Annotated in this window: 14 protein-coding genes and 2 pseudogenes; 10 read left to right on the forward strand and 6 right to left on the reverse strand. The window is 62.9% G+C overall.

Annotation, left to right across the window (positions count from 1 at the left end):
• Nucleotides 1–272: 272 nt before the first annotated feature.
• Together AB5Y54_RS16030 and AB5Y54_RS16035 are read right to left on the reverse strand one after the other, a co-directional pair.
• Nucleotides 273–476 (reverse strand): hypothetical protein, encoded by a 204-nt coding sequence (locus AB5Y54_RS16030; RefSeq protein WP_039040737.1) that lies wholly within the window; start codon nucleotides 474–476, stop codon nucleotides 273–275.
• A 123-nt stretch (nucleotides 477–599) separates the two neighbouring features.
• Nucleotides 600–1,234: pseudogene (locus AB5Y54_RS16035) on the reverse strand (LysE family translocator).
• Nucleotides 1,235–1,656: 422 nt separating this feature from the next.
• Here AB5Y54_RS16035 and AB5Y54_RS16040 point away from each other — a divergent pair.
• A complete protein-coding gene (locus AB5Y54_RS16040) occupies nucleotides 1,657–2,682 on the forward strand; it encodes a Wadjet anti-phage system protein JetD domain-containing protein (protein ID WP_049636773.1) in 1,026 nt (341 codons plus the stop codon).
• A gap of 341 nt (nucleotides 2,683–3,023) precedes the next feature.
• Here the strand turns inward: AB5Y54_RS16040 and AB5Y54_RS16045 are convergent, their stop codons facing one another.
• Complete coding sequence (locus tag AB5Y54_RS16045; RefSeq protein WP_039040739.1) at nucleotides 3,024–3,602, reverse strand: alkylphosphonate utilization protein; 579 nt, start codon at nucleotides 3,600–3,602, stop codon at nucleotides 3,024–3,026.
• 179 nt (nucleotides 3,603–3,781) lie between these two features.
• Between AB5Y54_RS16045 and AB5Y54_RS16050 the strand changes: the two genes are divergently transcribed.
• The 6 genes and pseudogenes from AB5Y54_RS16050 to AB5Y54_RS16075 all read left to right on the forward strand — a co-directional run bounded on the left by AB5Y54_RS16050 (nucleotide 3,782) and on the right by AB5Y54_RS16075 (nucleotide 8,432).
• A complete protein-coding gene (locus tag AB5Y54_RS16050; protein ID WP_104452957.1) occupies nucleotides 3,782–4,975 on the forward strand; it encodes a methyltransferase in 1,194 nt (397 codons plus the stop codon).
• Between the two features lie 195 nt (nucleotides 4,976–5,170).
• A pseudogene (locus AB5Y54_RS16055) lies at nucleotides 5,171–6,617 on the forward strand (chitinase).
• A 122-nt stretch (nucleotides 6,618–6,739) separates the two neighbouring features.
• Nucleotides 6,740–7,144, forward strand: a complete 405-nt coding sequence (locus AB5Y54_RS16060) for a VOC family protein (RefSeq protein ID WP_232048184.1) — start codon at nucleotides 6,740–6,742, stop codon at nucleotides 7,142–7,144.
• 175 nt (nucleotides 7,145–7,319) lie between these two features.
• Entirely contained in the window at nucleotides 7,320–7,718 is a 399-nt protein-coding gene (locus AB5Y54_RS16065) for a GFA family protein (protein ID WP_041211468.1), read from the forward strand.
• Between the two features lie 29 nt (nucleotides 7,719–7,747).
• Nucleotides 7,748–7,975: a DUF4287 domain-containing protein gene (locus tag AB5Y54_RS16070; RefSeq protein ID WP_049636768.1), complete on the forward strand. Its 228-nt coding sequence runs from the start codon at nucleotides 7,748–7,750 to the stop codon at nucleotides 7,973–7,975.
• A 46-nt stretch (nucleotides 7,976–8,021) separates the two neighbouring features.
• Nucleotides 8,022–8,432 (forward strand): SRPBCC domain-containing protein, encoded by a 411-nt coding sequence (locus AB5Y54_RS16075; protein ID WP_041211466.1) that lies wholly within the window; start codon nucleotides 8,022–8,024, stop codon nucleotides 8,430–8,432.
• Between the two features lie 90 nt (nucleotides 8,433–8,522).
• Here the strand turns inward: AB5Y54_RS16075 and smrB are convergent, their stop codons facing one another.
• Nucleotides 8,523–9,047 (reverse strand): endonuclease SmrB, encoded by a 525-nt coding sequence (smrB, locus tag AB5Y54_RS16080; protein ID WP_049636766.1) that lies wholly within the window; start codon nucleotides 9,045–9,047, stop codon nucleotides 8,523–8,525.
• A 65-nt stretch (nucleotides 9,048–9,112) separates the two neighbouring features.
• Between smrB and prmB the strand changes: the two genes are divergently transcribed.
• Nucleotides 9,113–10,048: a 50S ribosomal protein L3 N(5)-glutamine methyltransferase gene (gene prmB / locus AB5Y54_RS16085; RefSeq protein WP_069784646.1), complete on the forward strand. Its 936-nt coding sequence runs from the start codon at nucleotides 9,113–9,115 to the stop codon at nucleotides 10,046–10,048.
• A 16-nt stretch (nucleotides 10,049–10,064) separates the two neighbouring features.
• Complete coding sequence (aroC, locus tag AB5Y54_RS16090; protein WP_042017130.1) at nucleotides 10,065–11,153, forward strand: chorismate synthase; 1,089 nt, start codon at nucleotides 10,065–10,067, stop codon at nucleotides 11,151–11,153.
• Nucleotides 11,154–11,240: 87 nt separating this feature from the next.
• On the opposite strand, the gene AB5Y54_RS16095 is transcribed toward aroC, so the two are convergent.
• A complete protein-coding gene (locus tag AB5Y54_RS16095) occupies nucleotides 11,241–12,017 on the reverse strand; it encodes an ABC transporter substrate-binding protein (protein ID WP_167292784.1) in 777 nt (258 codons plus the stop codon).
• Nucleotides 12,018–12,355: 338 nt separating this feature from the next.
• Here AB5Y54_RS16095 and AB5Y54_RS16100 point away from each other — a divergent pair, with 338 nt between their 5' ends.
• Nucleotides 12,356–13,756, forward strand: a complete 1,401-nt coding sequence (locus AB5Y54_RS16100; protein WP_104452956.1) for a DEAD/DEAH box helicase — start codon at nucleotides 12,356–12,358, stop codon at nucleotides 13,754–13,756.
• Nucleotides 13,757–13,831: 75 nt separating this feature from the next.
• Here AB5Y54_RS16100 and AB5Y54_RS16105 read toward each other — a convergent pair whose 3' ends face one another.
• Nucleotides 13,832–15,160, reverse strand: a complete 1,329-nt coding sequence (locus AB5Y54_RS16105; protein WP_010676218.1) for an IS4 family transposase — start codon at nucleotides 15,158–15,160, stop codon at nucleotides 13,832–13,834.
• Nucleotides 15,161–15,225: the final 65 nt, after the last annotated feature.

Consider the following 15,225-nt stretch of genomic DNA (forward strand, 5'->3'; position numbering starts at 1 on the left):
TCAAGCAATACATTCAAAACCAGCGGGGCTGACGCCCCGGCGAAATTCCCCTCCCACCTACGTCGGAGGGAGTCCCCTTTCGCATTTAAGATGGCGTGAACCTGGGCGCTGCCCAACAGGGTGAGGGTCAGGATGAGCGCGGTCTGTCTGAACATGATCAATACCTCTGGCAATGGGTCATTCGGGCTTGCCGCTCCCTGGGCGGCAAGGGGCTTGCGTTGGCGAGCTGCAGCCCTCTCTCACCATAGCAGGAGCGAAAGACGATGCCTGTATCAGCTCTGGGGGATGCGGACCCCCTTGTCGAGGTAGAGGCTGCTGTAGTGGGCGCGGTGGGTGACGAACATCACCTGATGGCGACTGCCATCGGAGAGAATGATGAAATCACCGGCCTGTGCCGGGCTTTGCAAGCGGATCTCGTGTTCGGGGGCCGTCAGCTTGTCGGCCTCCTCCCGGAAGGTGAGGGTGTAGGAATACATATGGCGCTCCACCGCAGGCTCATATACAGACACGCCTACAACTCTAGCCGCGGTGGCCGGGATCCGCGGCGCCCAAGCGGCGCCGATGGTGCAGATAATGTCAGCAACGGTGAGGCACAGGGATCAGGGACGACCACTGAGCAGGATGGCGCCGCCCAGGGTGATGAAGAGTCCGCCGGTGATGCGGCCAACGAGGCGCTCGCCGCGACCTGGCTTGAAGTAGCGACCGGCGCGCCTAGCCAGGGCGACATAGCACAGATGCACCAGGCTGACGATGGCGCAGATGGTCAGGTACATGGTGATGAACTGCAGCGTCAGCGGACTCTGGTGATCGAGGAACTGGGGCAGCAGAGCGCAGAGGAAGACGATGGTCTTGGGGTTGCTGGCGGAGACCAGAAAGGCTTCTCGCAACAAGGAGAGGGTGGTTCTGGTGCGTCCCCGAGCGGTGGAGGGAGAGAGCCCTTGGGCACCGGTATTGGCCGCGCGCAGCGCCTTGTAGCCCAGATACACCAAGTAGCCACCCCCCGCCAGCTTGAGGGCGACAAAGAGGGGAGGCAGGGTTTGCAGCAGGGGCCCACCCCCATGGCGACCAGACCGATGAGGATGGCCTGGCACCCCAGGTTGCCGAGGATGCTGACAAGGGCGGCGCGCCAGCCGTGTTGCAGACCGTTCTTGACCACCAGCAGCACATTGGGGCCAGGGGTCAGTGTCGCCAGCAGATAGGCCAGCGCAAACAGCATCCAGGTATTGGGGTTCATGAGCACATCCTTGGCGTCAAAGCAGGCATGATGCCAGCCTCTTTGACGAGTCGTCCAGCGGCGTCTCTCCCGGCCCCGAAGAGGATTCAGGGGAGGGCAATCCGGTGCAGCATGGTCTGCGGCTGGAAATGCAATAGGCAAGGATGTGTATAAAAAAATCGCATTAAGGCAGTTTTTTATGATGTGTTAAAACCGCAGATAAGCTGTCTTTTTTCTCACCGGCTAACCAATGGCGTCGCAGCATACTGATTTCACCGATATCGATGGATCGCCAATCGTAAGCGCTGCTCGTCCTGCCTCGAGCTTGTCGACTTGCAGGGTTCCTTGAAGCGCTCTTTCTTTGGTGCGAGAAAGATCACTGTTGTGGACAGAAAGATCCCCTCTACTTGGCCATATGGAACCGCAATGAATGAGGGGGGAGGATGTCACTTTTTGATGAGCGTCGAGTGCAGGATCTCTGTGCCCGCTTGCTGGCAGACACTAATAACCAGGGATATTCACTCGATAGCAAGCATGGCCGCGAGTTGAGAGATCTCCTGCAGGCTGTGGGTGGAGTCAAGCCAGTGGGACGAGGGGCTCGTCATGTGTTGACCGATGCTGGAAGGAATTATCTCGCAGCACAGCTGGCACAGGTTGCACCAGTGATGCCGGACAGGCGTGACACGATACGGGCTCTCGGGGTGGACCTGCCCGCACATCTAAACCAGGCCAGTTTTCATGCCCTCTGGCATGGGGACAGCAAGAGCGGGATAGATCCAGATAATGATGCTATCGACATCACGCTGACACAGGATGAAGTGATTCGACTTCGCACGCTGAGCCCGCTGTCACTCATCGACCAGGACGGACTGCGCCACGACATGAGGGCGCAACTGGCACTATTGGGAGAGCTGGTCTTACCGGAGCGCTGCTTGAGTAAGTTACATGGCATTGAGTGGCAGGGGCGGCAACTGGTCACGGTGGAGAACAAGGGAGCTTTCGTGGATTACCCGCTGCAAGTGGGGGAGTTGTTGCTCTATGTGCCTGGCCGCAATACCAAGTTGGCACGTCAGGTATTCCCGCTGTTGCCGGCTGCCGTACCCTGGGCCCATTTTGGCGATCTGGATCAGCGCGGATTGGATATCGCTAACGAGCTGGCCCATGCCCTTCGTCGTCCGTTGGCTCTTTGGCTACCCGACACCTTGATGGCCTATGTTCATCACTATGCCCGCACTCTGATCCGCCGTCTGGAGGGGCAACCGATCAGCAGAGGCAAGATCCCATGGGAGGAGGTCCCCGTGGTGAGTGAGCATGGCAAGCAACTGGAAGAGGTCCTTATATATCTGATCGAAAGGGGATTGTGGTTGGAACAGGAAGTATTGGTGCTAGCCGGAGGTTGGCAGTCATGGCCACTCGACGCGCCTTGCGGCCAACGCAGTAATGAAAAAACCGCCATCAGGCGGTTTTAATGGTTGTCAGCCCCTATTTCAGGGCTTTTTTCAGCTTTTTGATCTTGCTTTCGTGCTTGGCGATTTTCGCCTGGCGGGCGGCGATCTTCTTCTTGATCTCTTTCTTGCTGGCCATGGGGCGGCTCCTTGTCTCGTGGGCGCCATGGGGATCAGGGTGCCCGGGGTCTTTCCATGCGTGCCGGGAAGGCCCTCTCCGTTGGCGCACTGACAGTCAGGGGAGGGGCATACCGCGGAACTGGTTTGCAGGATAGTCCAGTTTCCCGCGAGTGCCACCCGAACGGCAGGAAACAGAGGCAACAAAAAAGCGCCCCTGGGGGCGCTTCTGGCTTGAAGGGGCGGTATCAGGCCTTCTTCAGGTAGGCGGCCACCAGCACGATCTGCATGCCGTTGACCTTGCCCTCGATGTGCAGCGGGTTGTTGGTCAGGCGAATGCCCTTGACCAGGGTGCCGCGCTTGGCGGTGAAGCCCGCGCCCTTGACGTCCAGATCCTTGATCAGGGTGACGGAGTCCCCTTCCACCAGCACGGCGCCATTGGAGTCGACGGTCGGCACGCTGTCGTCATCGTCGCTGGTCACGCCGGCGTCTGCCCAGGCCTTGACCTCGTCTTCCATGTACATCATGTCCAGCATGTCCTGGGCCCAGAGCTCGCCCCGGGCGACGAGGGCCTTCAACTGGCGCCAGGCCATCACCTGCACCGCCGGCACCTGGCTCCACATGCTGTCACCCAGGCAGCGCCAGTGGTTCACCTCCGTGGTGTCCGGCTGCTCCAGCTGGCCGCGGCAGGTGGCGCAGAGGGCCACGCTGTGGTCGTCGTCGCTGGCGGGGGAGTGCGGCACCGGGAAGGCAGTCAGCGCATGTTCTGCGCCACACAGCTCGCATTTGGCATTTGCACGGGCTTGCAGGATGGCATTGATGGTCATGATTGGGTTCCGTTTATAGGGGTAAAGCGGCTCGCCGTGGCGGGCTGCGCGAATGAGGGGGCGGAATATAGCACAAATCCCTGCTTTTTGTCAGGCTACCAGAGGCGCACAGGCGAGTGCTTTTTGACGGCAGATCGCTAGAATGAGCCTCCCTTTTTGCGCCAAAGGACAGGTTCACCGTGCTGGCCCACCGTTTTCGACAACTGGACTGCTTGCTCACTGCCGAGCGACGCTGGTGGCAATACCAGCCCTATCACCACCTGGGGATCGCCTTTGCCCGCGAGGCGCCAGCCCTTGCGAAGTGCCTGGCAGCCCTGACCCTTGACGAGATAGCGCACCTCGACGGGGACATGGATGCGCTCTGCACCCTGCTCGCCCCCTGGATCCCGGCGGGGGCCGAGTTGCAGGCTCTCGGCGAGCTTGCCCCTTTCGCCCCAGAGCCCGTCCAGTGCGCCAGGGCCATGGCGATGTACATGCCGGGACGCAAGCAGGGGCAGATAGAGGCCTTCACCGGCTGTCTGCCCCCCCACCAAGGTCCCTATCTGGAGTGGTGCGCCGGCAAGGGGCATCTGGGGCGCCTGGTGTCGCTGCACCGTGGCGCCGAGATCCTGAGCCTGGAGTGGCAGGGGGCGCTCTGCGAAGAGGGGCGGCGGCTCGCCGCGCGCGACGGCGCCAATATGCGGTTCGTGGAGGCGGATGCCTTTGCCGCCGAGTCCGGGGCCCTCATCGCCCCGCACCATCACGCCATGGCGCTCCATGCCTGCGGCGATCTGCACACCCATCTGCTGACGCGGGTGGCCGAGGGGGGCGCCCAGGGGGTGACCCTCTCCCCGTGTTGCTACCACCTCATCAGGGGAGAGCACTATGCGCCCCTCTCCCGGGCCGCCAGGGCCAGTGCCCTGCGCCTTGGCAAGAGCGACCTGAAGCTGCCGCTGCAGGAGACGGTGACCGGCGGCGCCCGCATCGCCAGGTTGCGGGAGCGGGAGGTGGTGTGGCGCCTCGCCTTTGACTGCCTGCAGCGCCAGGTGCGCGGGGTGGATGAGTACCTGCCGGTGCCCAACCTGCAAAAGAGCCTGCTGACCGGGGACTTCGAGGATTTCTGCCACTGGGCCGCCGAATGCAAGGGGATGGGCTTGCCCGCGGGGCTCGACTACGCCGCCTTGCTGGCACAGGGGGAGCGGCGCTTTGGCGACGTCGCCCGCATGGAGCTGGTGCGCCACCTGTTTCGCCGTCCCCTGGAAATCTGGCTGCTGCTCGATCGCGCCCTTTTCCTTGAGGAGCAGGGCTACCGGGTGGAGGTGGGCACCTTCTGCCCCAAACCCATGACCCCGCGCAATCTGCTGATCCGGGCGGTGCGCGCAGGGGGGATCTGAGCCAGGCCCCTGGTCCGGTGCGGGTGGTTGTGCCAACAAGACCTGGGCCGGGGCTGGATCCCCCTGCAAACGAGCGCCATCTGAGTGCAGGAGGGTATGGCTCACAATTTCGCCAAATTCTTAATTCTTGTCGTGAATTTAGTTGCCAGGATGCCTATGCTCGCCCTGACATTTTCAAGACAAGGATGGTTACCCATGTTCATGCTCACGCGTACCGCCTGCCTGGTTGCCCTCGTCTGGGCGCTGCCCGGCTAGAGCGCCATGACAATCCAGCCCGATCCCCAGAACAGCGGCGGCTATGTGATGGCGGCGGCGGATCTCGCCAGTGCGGCCCAGGCCAAGACCGCCAACCCCATGTACGGGATCTGGTCCCACGCCCTGGCCACCCGGCCCAACACGGTGGTGGAGGCCATCGTGGCCCGCGCCCCCGGCAACCCGGACAACGTCAAGCGGGTCGAGCGGGTCTTCACCGAATCGGACTGGGAGTTCCTGACCCAGATGGCCGCCCCGGAGTACACCTACGAGCGCTTCCTGCGGGCGGTGGGCAAGTTCCCCGCCTTCTGCGGCGACTACACGGACGGGCGCAATGCGGACGCCATCTGCAAGAAGTCCATCATCACCGCCTTCGCCCACTTTGCCCAGGAGACCGGCGGCCACATCGCCAAGGAGAATGTCTCCGACAACCCCTTGGGGCTGGAGGAGTGGCAACAGGCCCTGGTGCACGTGCGGGAGATGGGCTGGTCTGAGGGGCAGACCGGCTACACCACGGGGTGTGGCCAGAGTGACTGGCAGAACCGGCGCTGGCCCTGCAGCACCGGTCAGGGCTATTTCGGTCGCGGCGCCAAGCAGCTCTCCTACCACTTCAACTACGGCGCCTTCTCCGAGGCCATGTTCGACGGCGACGCCACCGTGCTCCTCAACAACCCCGGGCTGGTGGCGGACTCCTGGCTCAACCTCGCCTCCGCCATCTGGTTCTTCCTGACGCCCCAGGCTCCCAAACCCGCCATGCTGCACGTCATCGACCGGACCTGGGTGCCCTCCCAGCGTGAGCTGGCGGCGGGCATCGGCTACAGCTTTGGCACCACCATCAACATCATCAACGGTGGCATCGAGGTGCGGCGAGCAGAACAAGAACAAGGGCCAGCCGGTCAACCGCATCCGCTACTGGGAGGGGCTTGCGGCCCACTACGGGATCCCGCTGCTGGCGGACGAGAAGAACACCTGCTGGCAGCAGATCCCCTATGGCAGCCTCAACCTCAACGGCGCCACCGACGTGCTCTACACCAACTGGGACGGCAACTGGAAATACTACCCGGACAGACCCGGCGGCTACTCCTTCGAGTGTGATCTGGTGGGGTACCAGACCGCCTATTCGGCCCTGGTGCCGGGGGATTACGAGAAGTGCGTGACCAACTTCTACGGCTCCCACGCCAGCTGGCCCAAGGTACGGGTGGTGGCCACGCTGGATCCGGCCCCGGTCGACCCCGGCACGCCACTGGTGGACGGGGTACCGGCCTGGGAGGCAGGCAAGGTCTACACCGCGGGCAACAAGGTGAGCCACAAGGGGATCATCTATCAGGCCAAGTGGTGGACCCAGGGCAACGAGCCGGGCAAGGGCGACCCCTGGGCACCGGTGACCTGAGAGTCAGTACAAGCGAAAGCACCCCGGGGAGGCCGCGCGCCTCCCTTGTTGATCGCCGCGCTGGCTTGTTGCGCCTCTTTTGGCGCTGATAGCCTGCGGGTTCACACCGAGGGAGGATGACCATGAACATCGCCATTCATTTTGAAATTCCGGTACAGGATCTGGAGAGAGCCATTCGCTTCTATGAGGGGGTCTTCGAGACGGTGCTGGAGCGGGTGCAGATCGATGGCAACGAGATGGCGCTCTTTCCCCTGGAAAGTGGCACGGCGGGCTGCTCCGGCGCCCTGGCGAAGGGGGAGAGCTATGTGCCGAGCCTGGATGGCACCCGGATCTATCTGCGGGTGGCTGACATCGAGGGGGCCATGGCCCGGGCACTGGCATCGGGCGGGGCCTGTCTCTATCCCGTCACCCGGGTCGGGGGTCGGGGAGAGCCTCCGGGTGGCGGAGTGTCGGGATTGCGAGGGGAATCGCATCGCCTTGCAGGAGGGAACCTGACCATTATTTATCCGGTGCATGGGGTGTGTTGAGTCATTCATACGATGAATAAAGAGGGGGATTTTCCCGCTCCGGGAGCCTCAGCCTCGCGGTAAGGCCCCGGTATGGTCAGTTGTCGCCCCCCGGATCCCGTGCTACTTCATCTGGTGCGGCAAGAAGGCGAGCACCCGTTCGCCCGGTCTGTCGCCCCAACTCTCAGGAGGCATCATGGAAGGACATTGTCTGTGTGGCGGGATCACCGTGTCGAGCGGCGATCACAAGGAGGTCAACCTGTGTCACTGCGCCATGTGCCGGCGCTGGTCAGGGGGGCCCATGTTCGCGGTGCACGGGGGCAAGGGCGTGCGGTTCACCGGGATGGCCCCGGTGGCCTACCGCTCGTCGGAGTGGGCGGAGCGCGGATTCTGCCCCACCTGCGGCACCCATCTTTTCTACCATCTGTTGCCGACGGACGAGTACATCCTCTCCGCCGGCCTGTTTCAGGATCAGGGGTTCGAGCTCACCGGGCAGATCTTCATCGACGAGAAGCCCGACTTCTATGCCCTCAAGAACGACACCCCGACCCTGACCGGACAGCAGGTGTTCGAGCAGTTCGCCCCCAAACCCTGAGCCTGTACTCACCCCGAGGAGAAGCCATCATGGATGAACAACCGAAGGTGAAGGGGCCTGCCTCCTACTTTCCTGCCATCGAGCAGAAATACGGCCAGCCCATCGCCCACTGGCTGACCCTGCTGGCAGGGCGGGAGGAGCGCAAACACATGGCCCTGGTGGCCTGGCTCAAGGACGAACACGCCATGGGCCACGGCCATGCCAATGCCCTGGTGGCCCACTTTTTGGCGCAGCCCGATGCGCCCGGCGTGGCATGACAGTGCCACAGTGCAAAACGTGCAGGAAAGCCAGAGGATCAGAGAGATGAAGATAAGCGTCAGCGTCTGGGTTGCCAGGCCGATTGCCGATGTGTGGCAGGGCTGGAACACCCCCGCCAGCATCATGGCATGGAACGCCGCCTCCCCGCAGTGGCACTGCCCCCAAAGCCGGGTGGATCTGCGGGTGGGTGGGCGTTTTTGCCACCACATGGCGGCGCGGGATGGCAGCACGGGGTTTGATTTCGAGGGGACCTTCACCGAGGTCACAGCGCCGACGGGGCTCGGCTACGTCATGGACGATGGCCGCGAGGTGAGCGTGCGGTTCGTGGCAGAGCAGGGGGGCACCCGGGTGGAGGAGCGGTTCGATGCCGAGTCCCTGCACAGCGGCGAACAGCAGCGGGCGGGGTGGCAGAGCATCCTGGATAACTTCAAGCGACATATGGAAGCCGCCAGCTGACCCCTGTGGGGCGCCATAAAAAAACCACCGCAAGCTGGCGGTGGTTTTTTTATGGCGTTCGCCCGGGGCAAGGCGGGGTGGGGAAGGGGGTCACTCCTCGATGTCCAGCAGCACCAGGATGGCGCTCTCGCCCCCCCACTCCCGCGGCGCCTGGTGAAAGGCGCGCACAGCGGGGTGCTGGGCCAGCCAGCTCGGGATGCGCTGCTTGAGGATGTGCTTGCCGATGCCGTGCATCACCGAAGCGACGTGGATGTTCTCTTTTCGGCACAGGGTGAGCAGGGCCGCCAGCTCCTGCTTGGCCTGGTGCTGGTTCATGCCGTGCAGATCCAGATAAATCTCCGGCGGGTAGCTGCCGCGCTTGAGCTTTTTCAGCTCGAATTTTGACACGTCGTCGCGCACGTAACGGGTCGGCCCGTCCGCCTCGAGATGGGGCTGGTACTCGTCGCTGAAAAAGTGGTCAACCCCAAGCTTTTCGCGGCTCTCGCGCACTTCGCGTTTCTGCTTGACCGGGCTTGAGGAGGCCCTTATGGTATCTTGCTTAATTTTCCGGGTACCTTTGACAGCATCACGAAACAACAGGCTTTCCTCGTCTGTGAGTGAGGGCGTATTTTTCATCAGGTACTCGTCTTGCTCGCTGTATAAAATTCTCGGGCCGGATATTACTCGACTTGGAGGTGGATTTGGACAAGATATTTATCGATGAGGTGGTTGCCGAAATGCACACCATCCAGGACATGTTGCGCTGGGCCATGAGTCGTTTCAACGACGCCGGGATCTTCTACGGACATGGTACCGACAACGCCTGGGATGAGGCCGTGCAACTGGTGCTGCCCGCGTTACATCTGCCGCCGGACGTGGATCCGGGCATGCGCCACTCCCGCCTGACCACCAGCGAGCGCCACCGCATCGCCGAGCTCATCATCCGCCGCGTGCAGGAGCGCATTCCGGCGCCTTACCTGACCAACAAGGCCTGGTATGCGGGCTGGGAATTCTACGTGGACGAACGGGTGCTCATTCCGCGCTCCCCCATCGCCGAGCTGGTGGCCAACCGCTTCGCCCCCTTCCTGAAAGACGAACCGACCCGGATCATGGACCTGTGTACCGGCTCCGGCTGCATCGCCATCATCATGGCCCACGAGTTCCCCCATGCGGAAGTGGATGCCATCGACATCAGCGTCGATGCCCTCAACGTGGCCGAGCGCAACATCAACGATCACGGGCTGGAGCAGCAGGTTATCCCCATTCGCTCCGATCTGTTCCGGGATCTGCCGGCCGGTGACAAGTACGATCTCATCGTCTCCAACCCGCCCTACGTGGACTCCGAGGACATGTCGGATCTGCCGGAGGAGTTTCGCCACGAGCCGGAGCTGGCCCTGGCGTCGGGCTCCGACGGCCTCAAGCTCACCAAACGTCTGCTGGCCAATGCCGCCGACTTCCTGAAAGAGGATGGCGTGCTGGTGGTCGAGGTGGGCAACAGCATGATCCACCTGGAAGCCCAGTTCCCCGAGGTGCCCTTCACCTGGGTCGAGTTCGAAAACGGCGGCCACGGCGTCTTTGTGATGACCCGCGCAGAGCTCGAGCAGTACCAGGCCCATTTCGCCATTTACAAGAACTAAGCAGCAAGGAGCATTCATGGCAGGGAACAGTTTCGGCCAACTCTTTCGGGTCACCACTTTCGGCGAGAGCCACGGTCTGGCGCTGGGCGCCGTGGTCGACGGCTGCCCGCCGGGGCTGGAGATAAGCGAAGACGATTTGCAGGGGGATCTGGACAGGCGCAAGCCCGGTACGTCCCGCTACACCACTCAGCGCCGCGAGGCGGACGAGGTGAAGATCCTCTCCGGGGTGTTCGAGGGCAAGACCACGGGCACCTCCATCGGGCTGCTCATCGAGAACACCGATCAGCGCTCCAAGGACTACTCCGAGATCAAGGATCTGTTCCGACCCGGCCACGCCGACTACACCTATCACCAGAAGTACGGCCAGCGTGACTACCGTGGCGGCGGCCGCTCCTCGGCCCGCGAGACCGCCATGCGGGTCGCGGCGGGCGCCATCGCCAAGAAGTACCTGAAACAGGTGCACGGCATCGAGATCGTGGGTTTTCTCTCCCAGCTCGGCCCCATCAAGGCGGAAGGGTTCGACGAGAGCCAGATCGAGCAGAACCCCTTCTTCTTCCCCGATGCGGGCAAGCTGGAGGCGCTGGATGAATACATGCGTGCCCTCAAGAAAGAGGGAAACAGCGTGGGGGCCAAGGTGTGCGTCGTGGCGCGCAACGTGCCGGTAGGCCTAGGGGAGCCGGTGTTCGACCGCCTCGACGCCGACATCGCCCACGCCATGATGGGCATCAACGCGGTGAAAGGGGTGGAGATCGGTGACGGCTTCGCGGTGGTGGAGCAAAAAGGCTCGGAGCACCGGGACGAGATGACTCCGACCGGCTTTGCCAGCAATCATGCGGGGGGCATCCTGGGGGGCATTTCGTCGGGTCAGGAGATCGTGGTGAGCATGGCCCTCAAGCCTACCTCCAGCATCACGGTGCCGGGCAAGACCATCACCACCAGCGGTGAGGCCACCGAGATGATCACCAAGGGGCGTCACGACCCCTGCGTCGGCATCCGTGCCGTGCCCATCGCCGAGGCCATGCTGGCCCTGGTGCTGATGGATCACCTGCTGCGCCACCGCGCCCAGAACCAGGGCGTGCACACCCAGACCCCGCAGCTGCGCTGATCACGCTGCGGGCCAGGTGAGTGATCACCAGATACCACAAGGCGACCCCAGGGTCGCCTTTTTCATGGTTTTTTGCCGGCGCCTGCCTCAGGGGGCCGATGGCGTCGAGAGCGATGGGTGCCGGGTTGCGTCCAGGCGGCAGCGGGGCGGCGCAAAGGCGGGATCCGGTGAGGGCAGGGTGGCGATGGCGGCATCGATGCGGGCGAGCGCCTCATCGTTCACGGCCTTTTTGGCAAACATCAGGCGCACCGGCTGCTGGTGCAAGAGCACCTGACACTGGATGGCATTGCTCGCCCCGAGCTGGTAGCGGGCGTATTGCCACTCCATGATGACGCCGTCGAGGCGGTGCGCCAGCAAGAGGGTGAGCAGCCTGTCATCGCTGTTGTATTCACTCGCCTGCCCGAGGGCAGGGCACTCCTCGTTCATCGGCAGGGGGCGGGTACCCCGCAGCTTGCCAAGTCGAAGCCCCTTGGCCTGGCAGAGGGTTGCCAGCTCTGTGAGCCCTTGCCAGCCGTCGGGCTCCCCGGCCTGCGGGCGCTGGCTCAGCAGCACGAAGCTGGCGCGCCGATAGGGGGCGGAGAAGCGGGCGAACCGCTCCCGCTCGGGGGTTTTCAGGGCGCCCATGGCCACGTCCAGCTGCTGGCGCTCCATGAGGTAGAGGGCCCGGGCCCAGGGGAGGTTGCGAAAGGCGGGCTCCACGCCTGCCTTGCCCAGGATCTGGCGGGTCAGGGTCACGTCCAGTCCGCCGAGGGTGCCGTCGGCAGCGATTTGACTGAAAGGGGGCCAGTGGCTCCAGGCCACCGACAGGGTCTCCCTGGCGGCGAGGGGCTGGGCGAAGAGCAGGGGCAGGACGAGGCCCAGCATGCGCCGGGCGGTGGGGGTGAACTTCCGTTTCAATCAAAACCTCCTGTTCCGTGTATCGCGCCGTCCCCGGCAGGCTGCGCAGGGGCATTGATACATACGGCGATTCGGGCCATTTTGTCCTGCCTTCGTCCCTATTTCCAGCCGTGCTGGGAGGCGCATCACATTTTCCTCGTCTAAGTGCGCCAACTCCGTTAGACTGCGCCTCTATTCTTTCCCCTTTGCTCTGCTCCCCGGGGAAATCGTTGTTTTCTCTATAGGCCCGGATCCTGTGAGATGGCATCGGCTCAGCAGAGGAGCCCCACCACGATCTTTGGCGCCCCTATCCCTAGCAGGTAACTATGAGTTTTACTTCCCTCGGTCTGGCCGAACCCTTGTTGCGTGCCGTTGCCGAGCAAGGCTACGACACCCCGTCTCCCATTCAGCAACAAGCGATCCCGGCGGTACTGGCTGGCCGTGATCTGATGGCCGCCGCCCAGACCGGGACCGGCAAGACCGCAGGTTTCACCCTGCCGATGCTGCAACGTCTGATTGAAAGCAAGCGCAAGGTCTCCCCGAACCGCATCCGCGCCCTGGTGCTGACCCCGACCCGCGAGCTGGCCGCCCAGGTGGGCGAGAGCGTGCGCAACTACGGCAAGCACCTGCCGATCCGCAGCCACGTGGTATTTGGCGGCGTGAGCATCAACCCCCAGATGATGGCGACCCGCCGTGGTCTGGACGTGCTGGTGGCCTGCCCGGGCCGCCTGATGGATCTCTACAACCAGAACGCCGTCAAGTTCGACGAAGTGGAGATCCTGGTACTGGACGAAGCGGACCGCATGCTCGACATGGGCTTTATCCGCGACATCCGCCGCATCCTGGCCCTGCTGCCGAAGAAGCGCCAGAACCTGCTCTTCTCCGCCACCTTCGCCGACGAAATTCGCGAGCTGGCCACCGGTCTGCTGGACAACCCGGCGGTGATCGAAGTGACCCCGCGCAACAGCACCGCCGAGCGCATCGAGCAGCTGGTACACCCCTGTGACAAGGCCAACAAGATTGCCCTGCTGAGTCACCTGGTCACCAGCAACGACTGGCAGCAGGTGCTGGTGTTCACCCGTACCAAGCACATGGCCAACCGCGTTGCCGAGACCCTCGACAAGAACGGCGTCAGCGCCGCCGCCATCCACGGCAACAAGAGCCAGGGTGCCCGTACCCGTGCCCTGGCCGGTTTCAAGGATGGCAGCGTCAAGGTGCTGGTGGCGACCGACATCGCCGCCCGTGGTCTGGACATCGACAAACTGCCGCAGGTGGTCAACTTCGAGCTGCCGAACGTGGCGGAAGATTACGTGCACCGTATCGGCCGTACCGGTCGTGCCGGCGCTGCCGGTCACGCCATCTCCCTGGTAGCGGCCGATGAAGGCAAGCTCATCAAGGCCATCGAGCGTCTGACCAAGCAGAACATTCCGTGCGAGCAGGTGGCCGGTTTTGAAGCCTCCCGCGAGACCCTCGACAACATCGCCCGTGGTATCGGCGCGCCGCTTCGCAAAGAGCCGCGCGATCCGAGCGAGCAGCGCCGTGCGCCGCGTCCGCAAGGTCAGGGCCAGCGTCAGGGTGCCGGTCGTTCTGCCAACGGTGGCAATGGCGGTGGTAATCGCTCCGGCAACGGTGGCAAGCCCAAGCCCCAGGGCGGTCAGCGTCCGGAAGGCGGCGCCGCCAAACCGGCCCAGGCCCGTCGTCCCCGTCGCGCCAGCCACAACCAGTAAGCGGCCAGGGAGCCAGGCTCCCCCACTGTTCGGTTGATACAAAAAGCCCCGCCAATCTGGCGTAATGCCAGTCAGTTAAGCCTGACTGGCATTGTTTTTACTAGGTTTTCTCGTCGCATACTTCTGTGGTTTGGCTTTGATGCACCTTGGGTAACTTCGTTCTCGGCGGGCGGGTAACTTGAACTGCTCTGCCTGTTTGTCCAACTCAGCGACACGCCCTGGAACCATGCCCGGTGACACAAACGGCAGGCAACTGAGTTCATGCAGCAGATACACCGATGCCATGTGAAAGCTCAACTGGCTGGCCGTATAGCCCTTTAAGCTCGCCGCCATCCTAACCATCTGATATCTCAGTAGGTTATAGGCCAATACCAAGCCCCATAGCTCCTGCCTTACTCCATCGGGTTTCTTGCTGCGCAGCGTCAGCCGGTGCTGTTGCAGGCTATGTTTCATCTCCCGATAGCCCAGCTCGATTTCCCAGCGATTCTGGTATAGCTCCATCAACTCGCTGGCCGGGAAGCGCAGCGGGTCGGTGAGCGAGGTCAGCACCTGCCGCTCCTTGCCGTTTACCGTCCGGGTCAGCAGCCGGGCTTCGAACTGCTCCGGCAACTCGCTCCACTTCTTCTTGGCCTGCGGACTGGCTCTGAGGCGTACCAGCACATCCTGCCGCCCCAGCTTGCGGATGACCTCGTATTGAGCCCCCTTTTTCAGCGGAATAAGCCAGTGACGCGCTACGCCCTGGCGTTGCCAGGCATGGAGTAACCCCAGTGAGTAGAAGCCCTTATCGAACAGGGTCAGGCTATTATCGGGTGTTTTTTCAATCAGTTGCTCTGCCAACACCATCTCGTTTACCGCACAGGAGTCCATCACTGTCTGGGTCAGCAGATGACTGGTCAGCTCCATCTGACACAACATGCGGACCTGGGGATATTGCGTCTCCCCCTGGACGGTTTTCGACTTGGCAAAGGCGCCGGCATTGTCCGGAGTATCGGGCGTGCGCCAGACCACCCCGTCCACGGCCAGCAGCTGCAAGCCGGCCCAGGTGGGGTGCTGACACAGCTGATGCCAGAGTGTGGCGGTCTGCTGGAACACCTGTCGAACGGCTTGGTCAGCCAGTTTTTGGCGCGCCTGGATGAAGGCGCTGGGGACGACAAACGGCCGGTCGCCGGGTAACAGGATATCGAGCTGGTTGGCCAGCTGGGCCATAGGGACATGACGAAACAAGGACATCCCGATAATGGCCCATAGCACCCGCTCCATGGGCATGCGCCGTCGGCGCAAGGAGACGGAGCCCGTCTCGGCCAAGCAAGCCTGCACCAGTTCAGGTGACAGCAGGTCAGACAGGGACTCAAACTTTCCGGGAGGACAGGCGTGAATGAAGTCGAGAGCTTGGTCGATACGCATAAAAAAATCCGAAACCCAACAAGGAGTTTCGGATTCTTACACAGCCTGAGGATCGGTCAATGGAT

It is taken from the genome of Aeromonas sp. s9, assembly GCF_040907765.1.
Taxonomy (GTDB): Bacteria; Pseudomonadota; Gammaproteobacteria; order Enterobacterales; family Aeromonadaceae; genus Aeromonas; species Aeromonas caviae.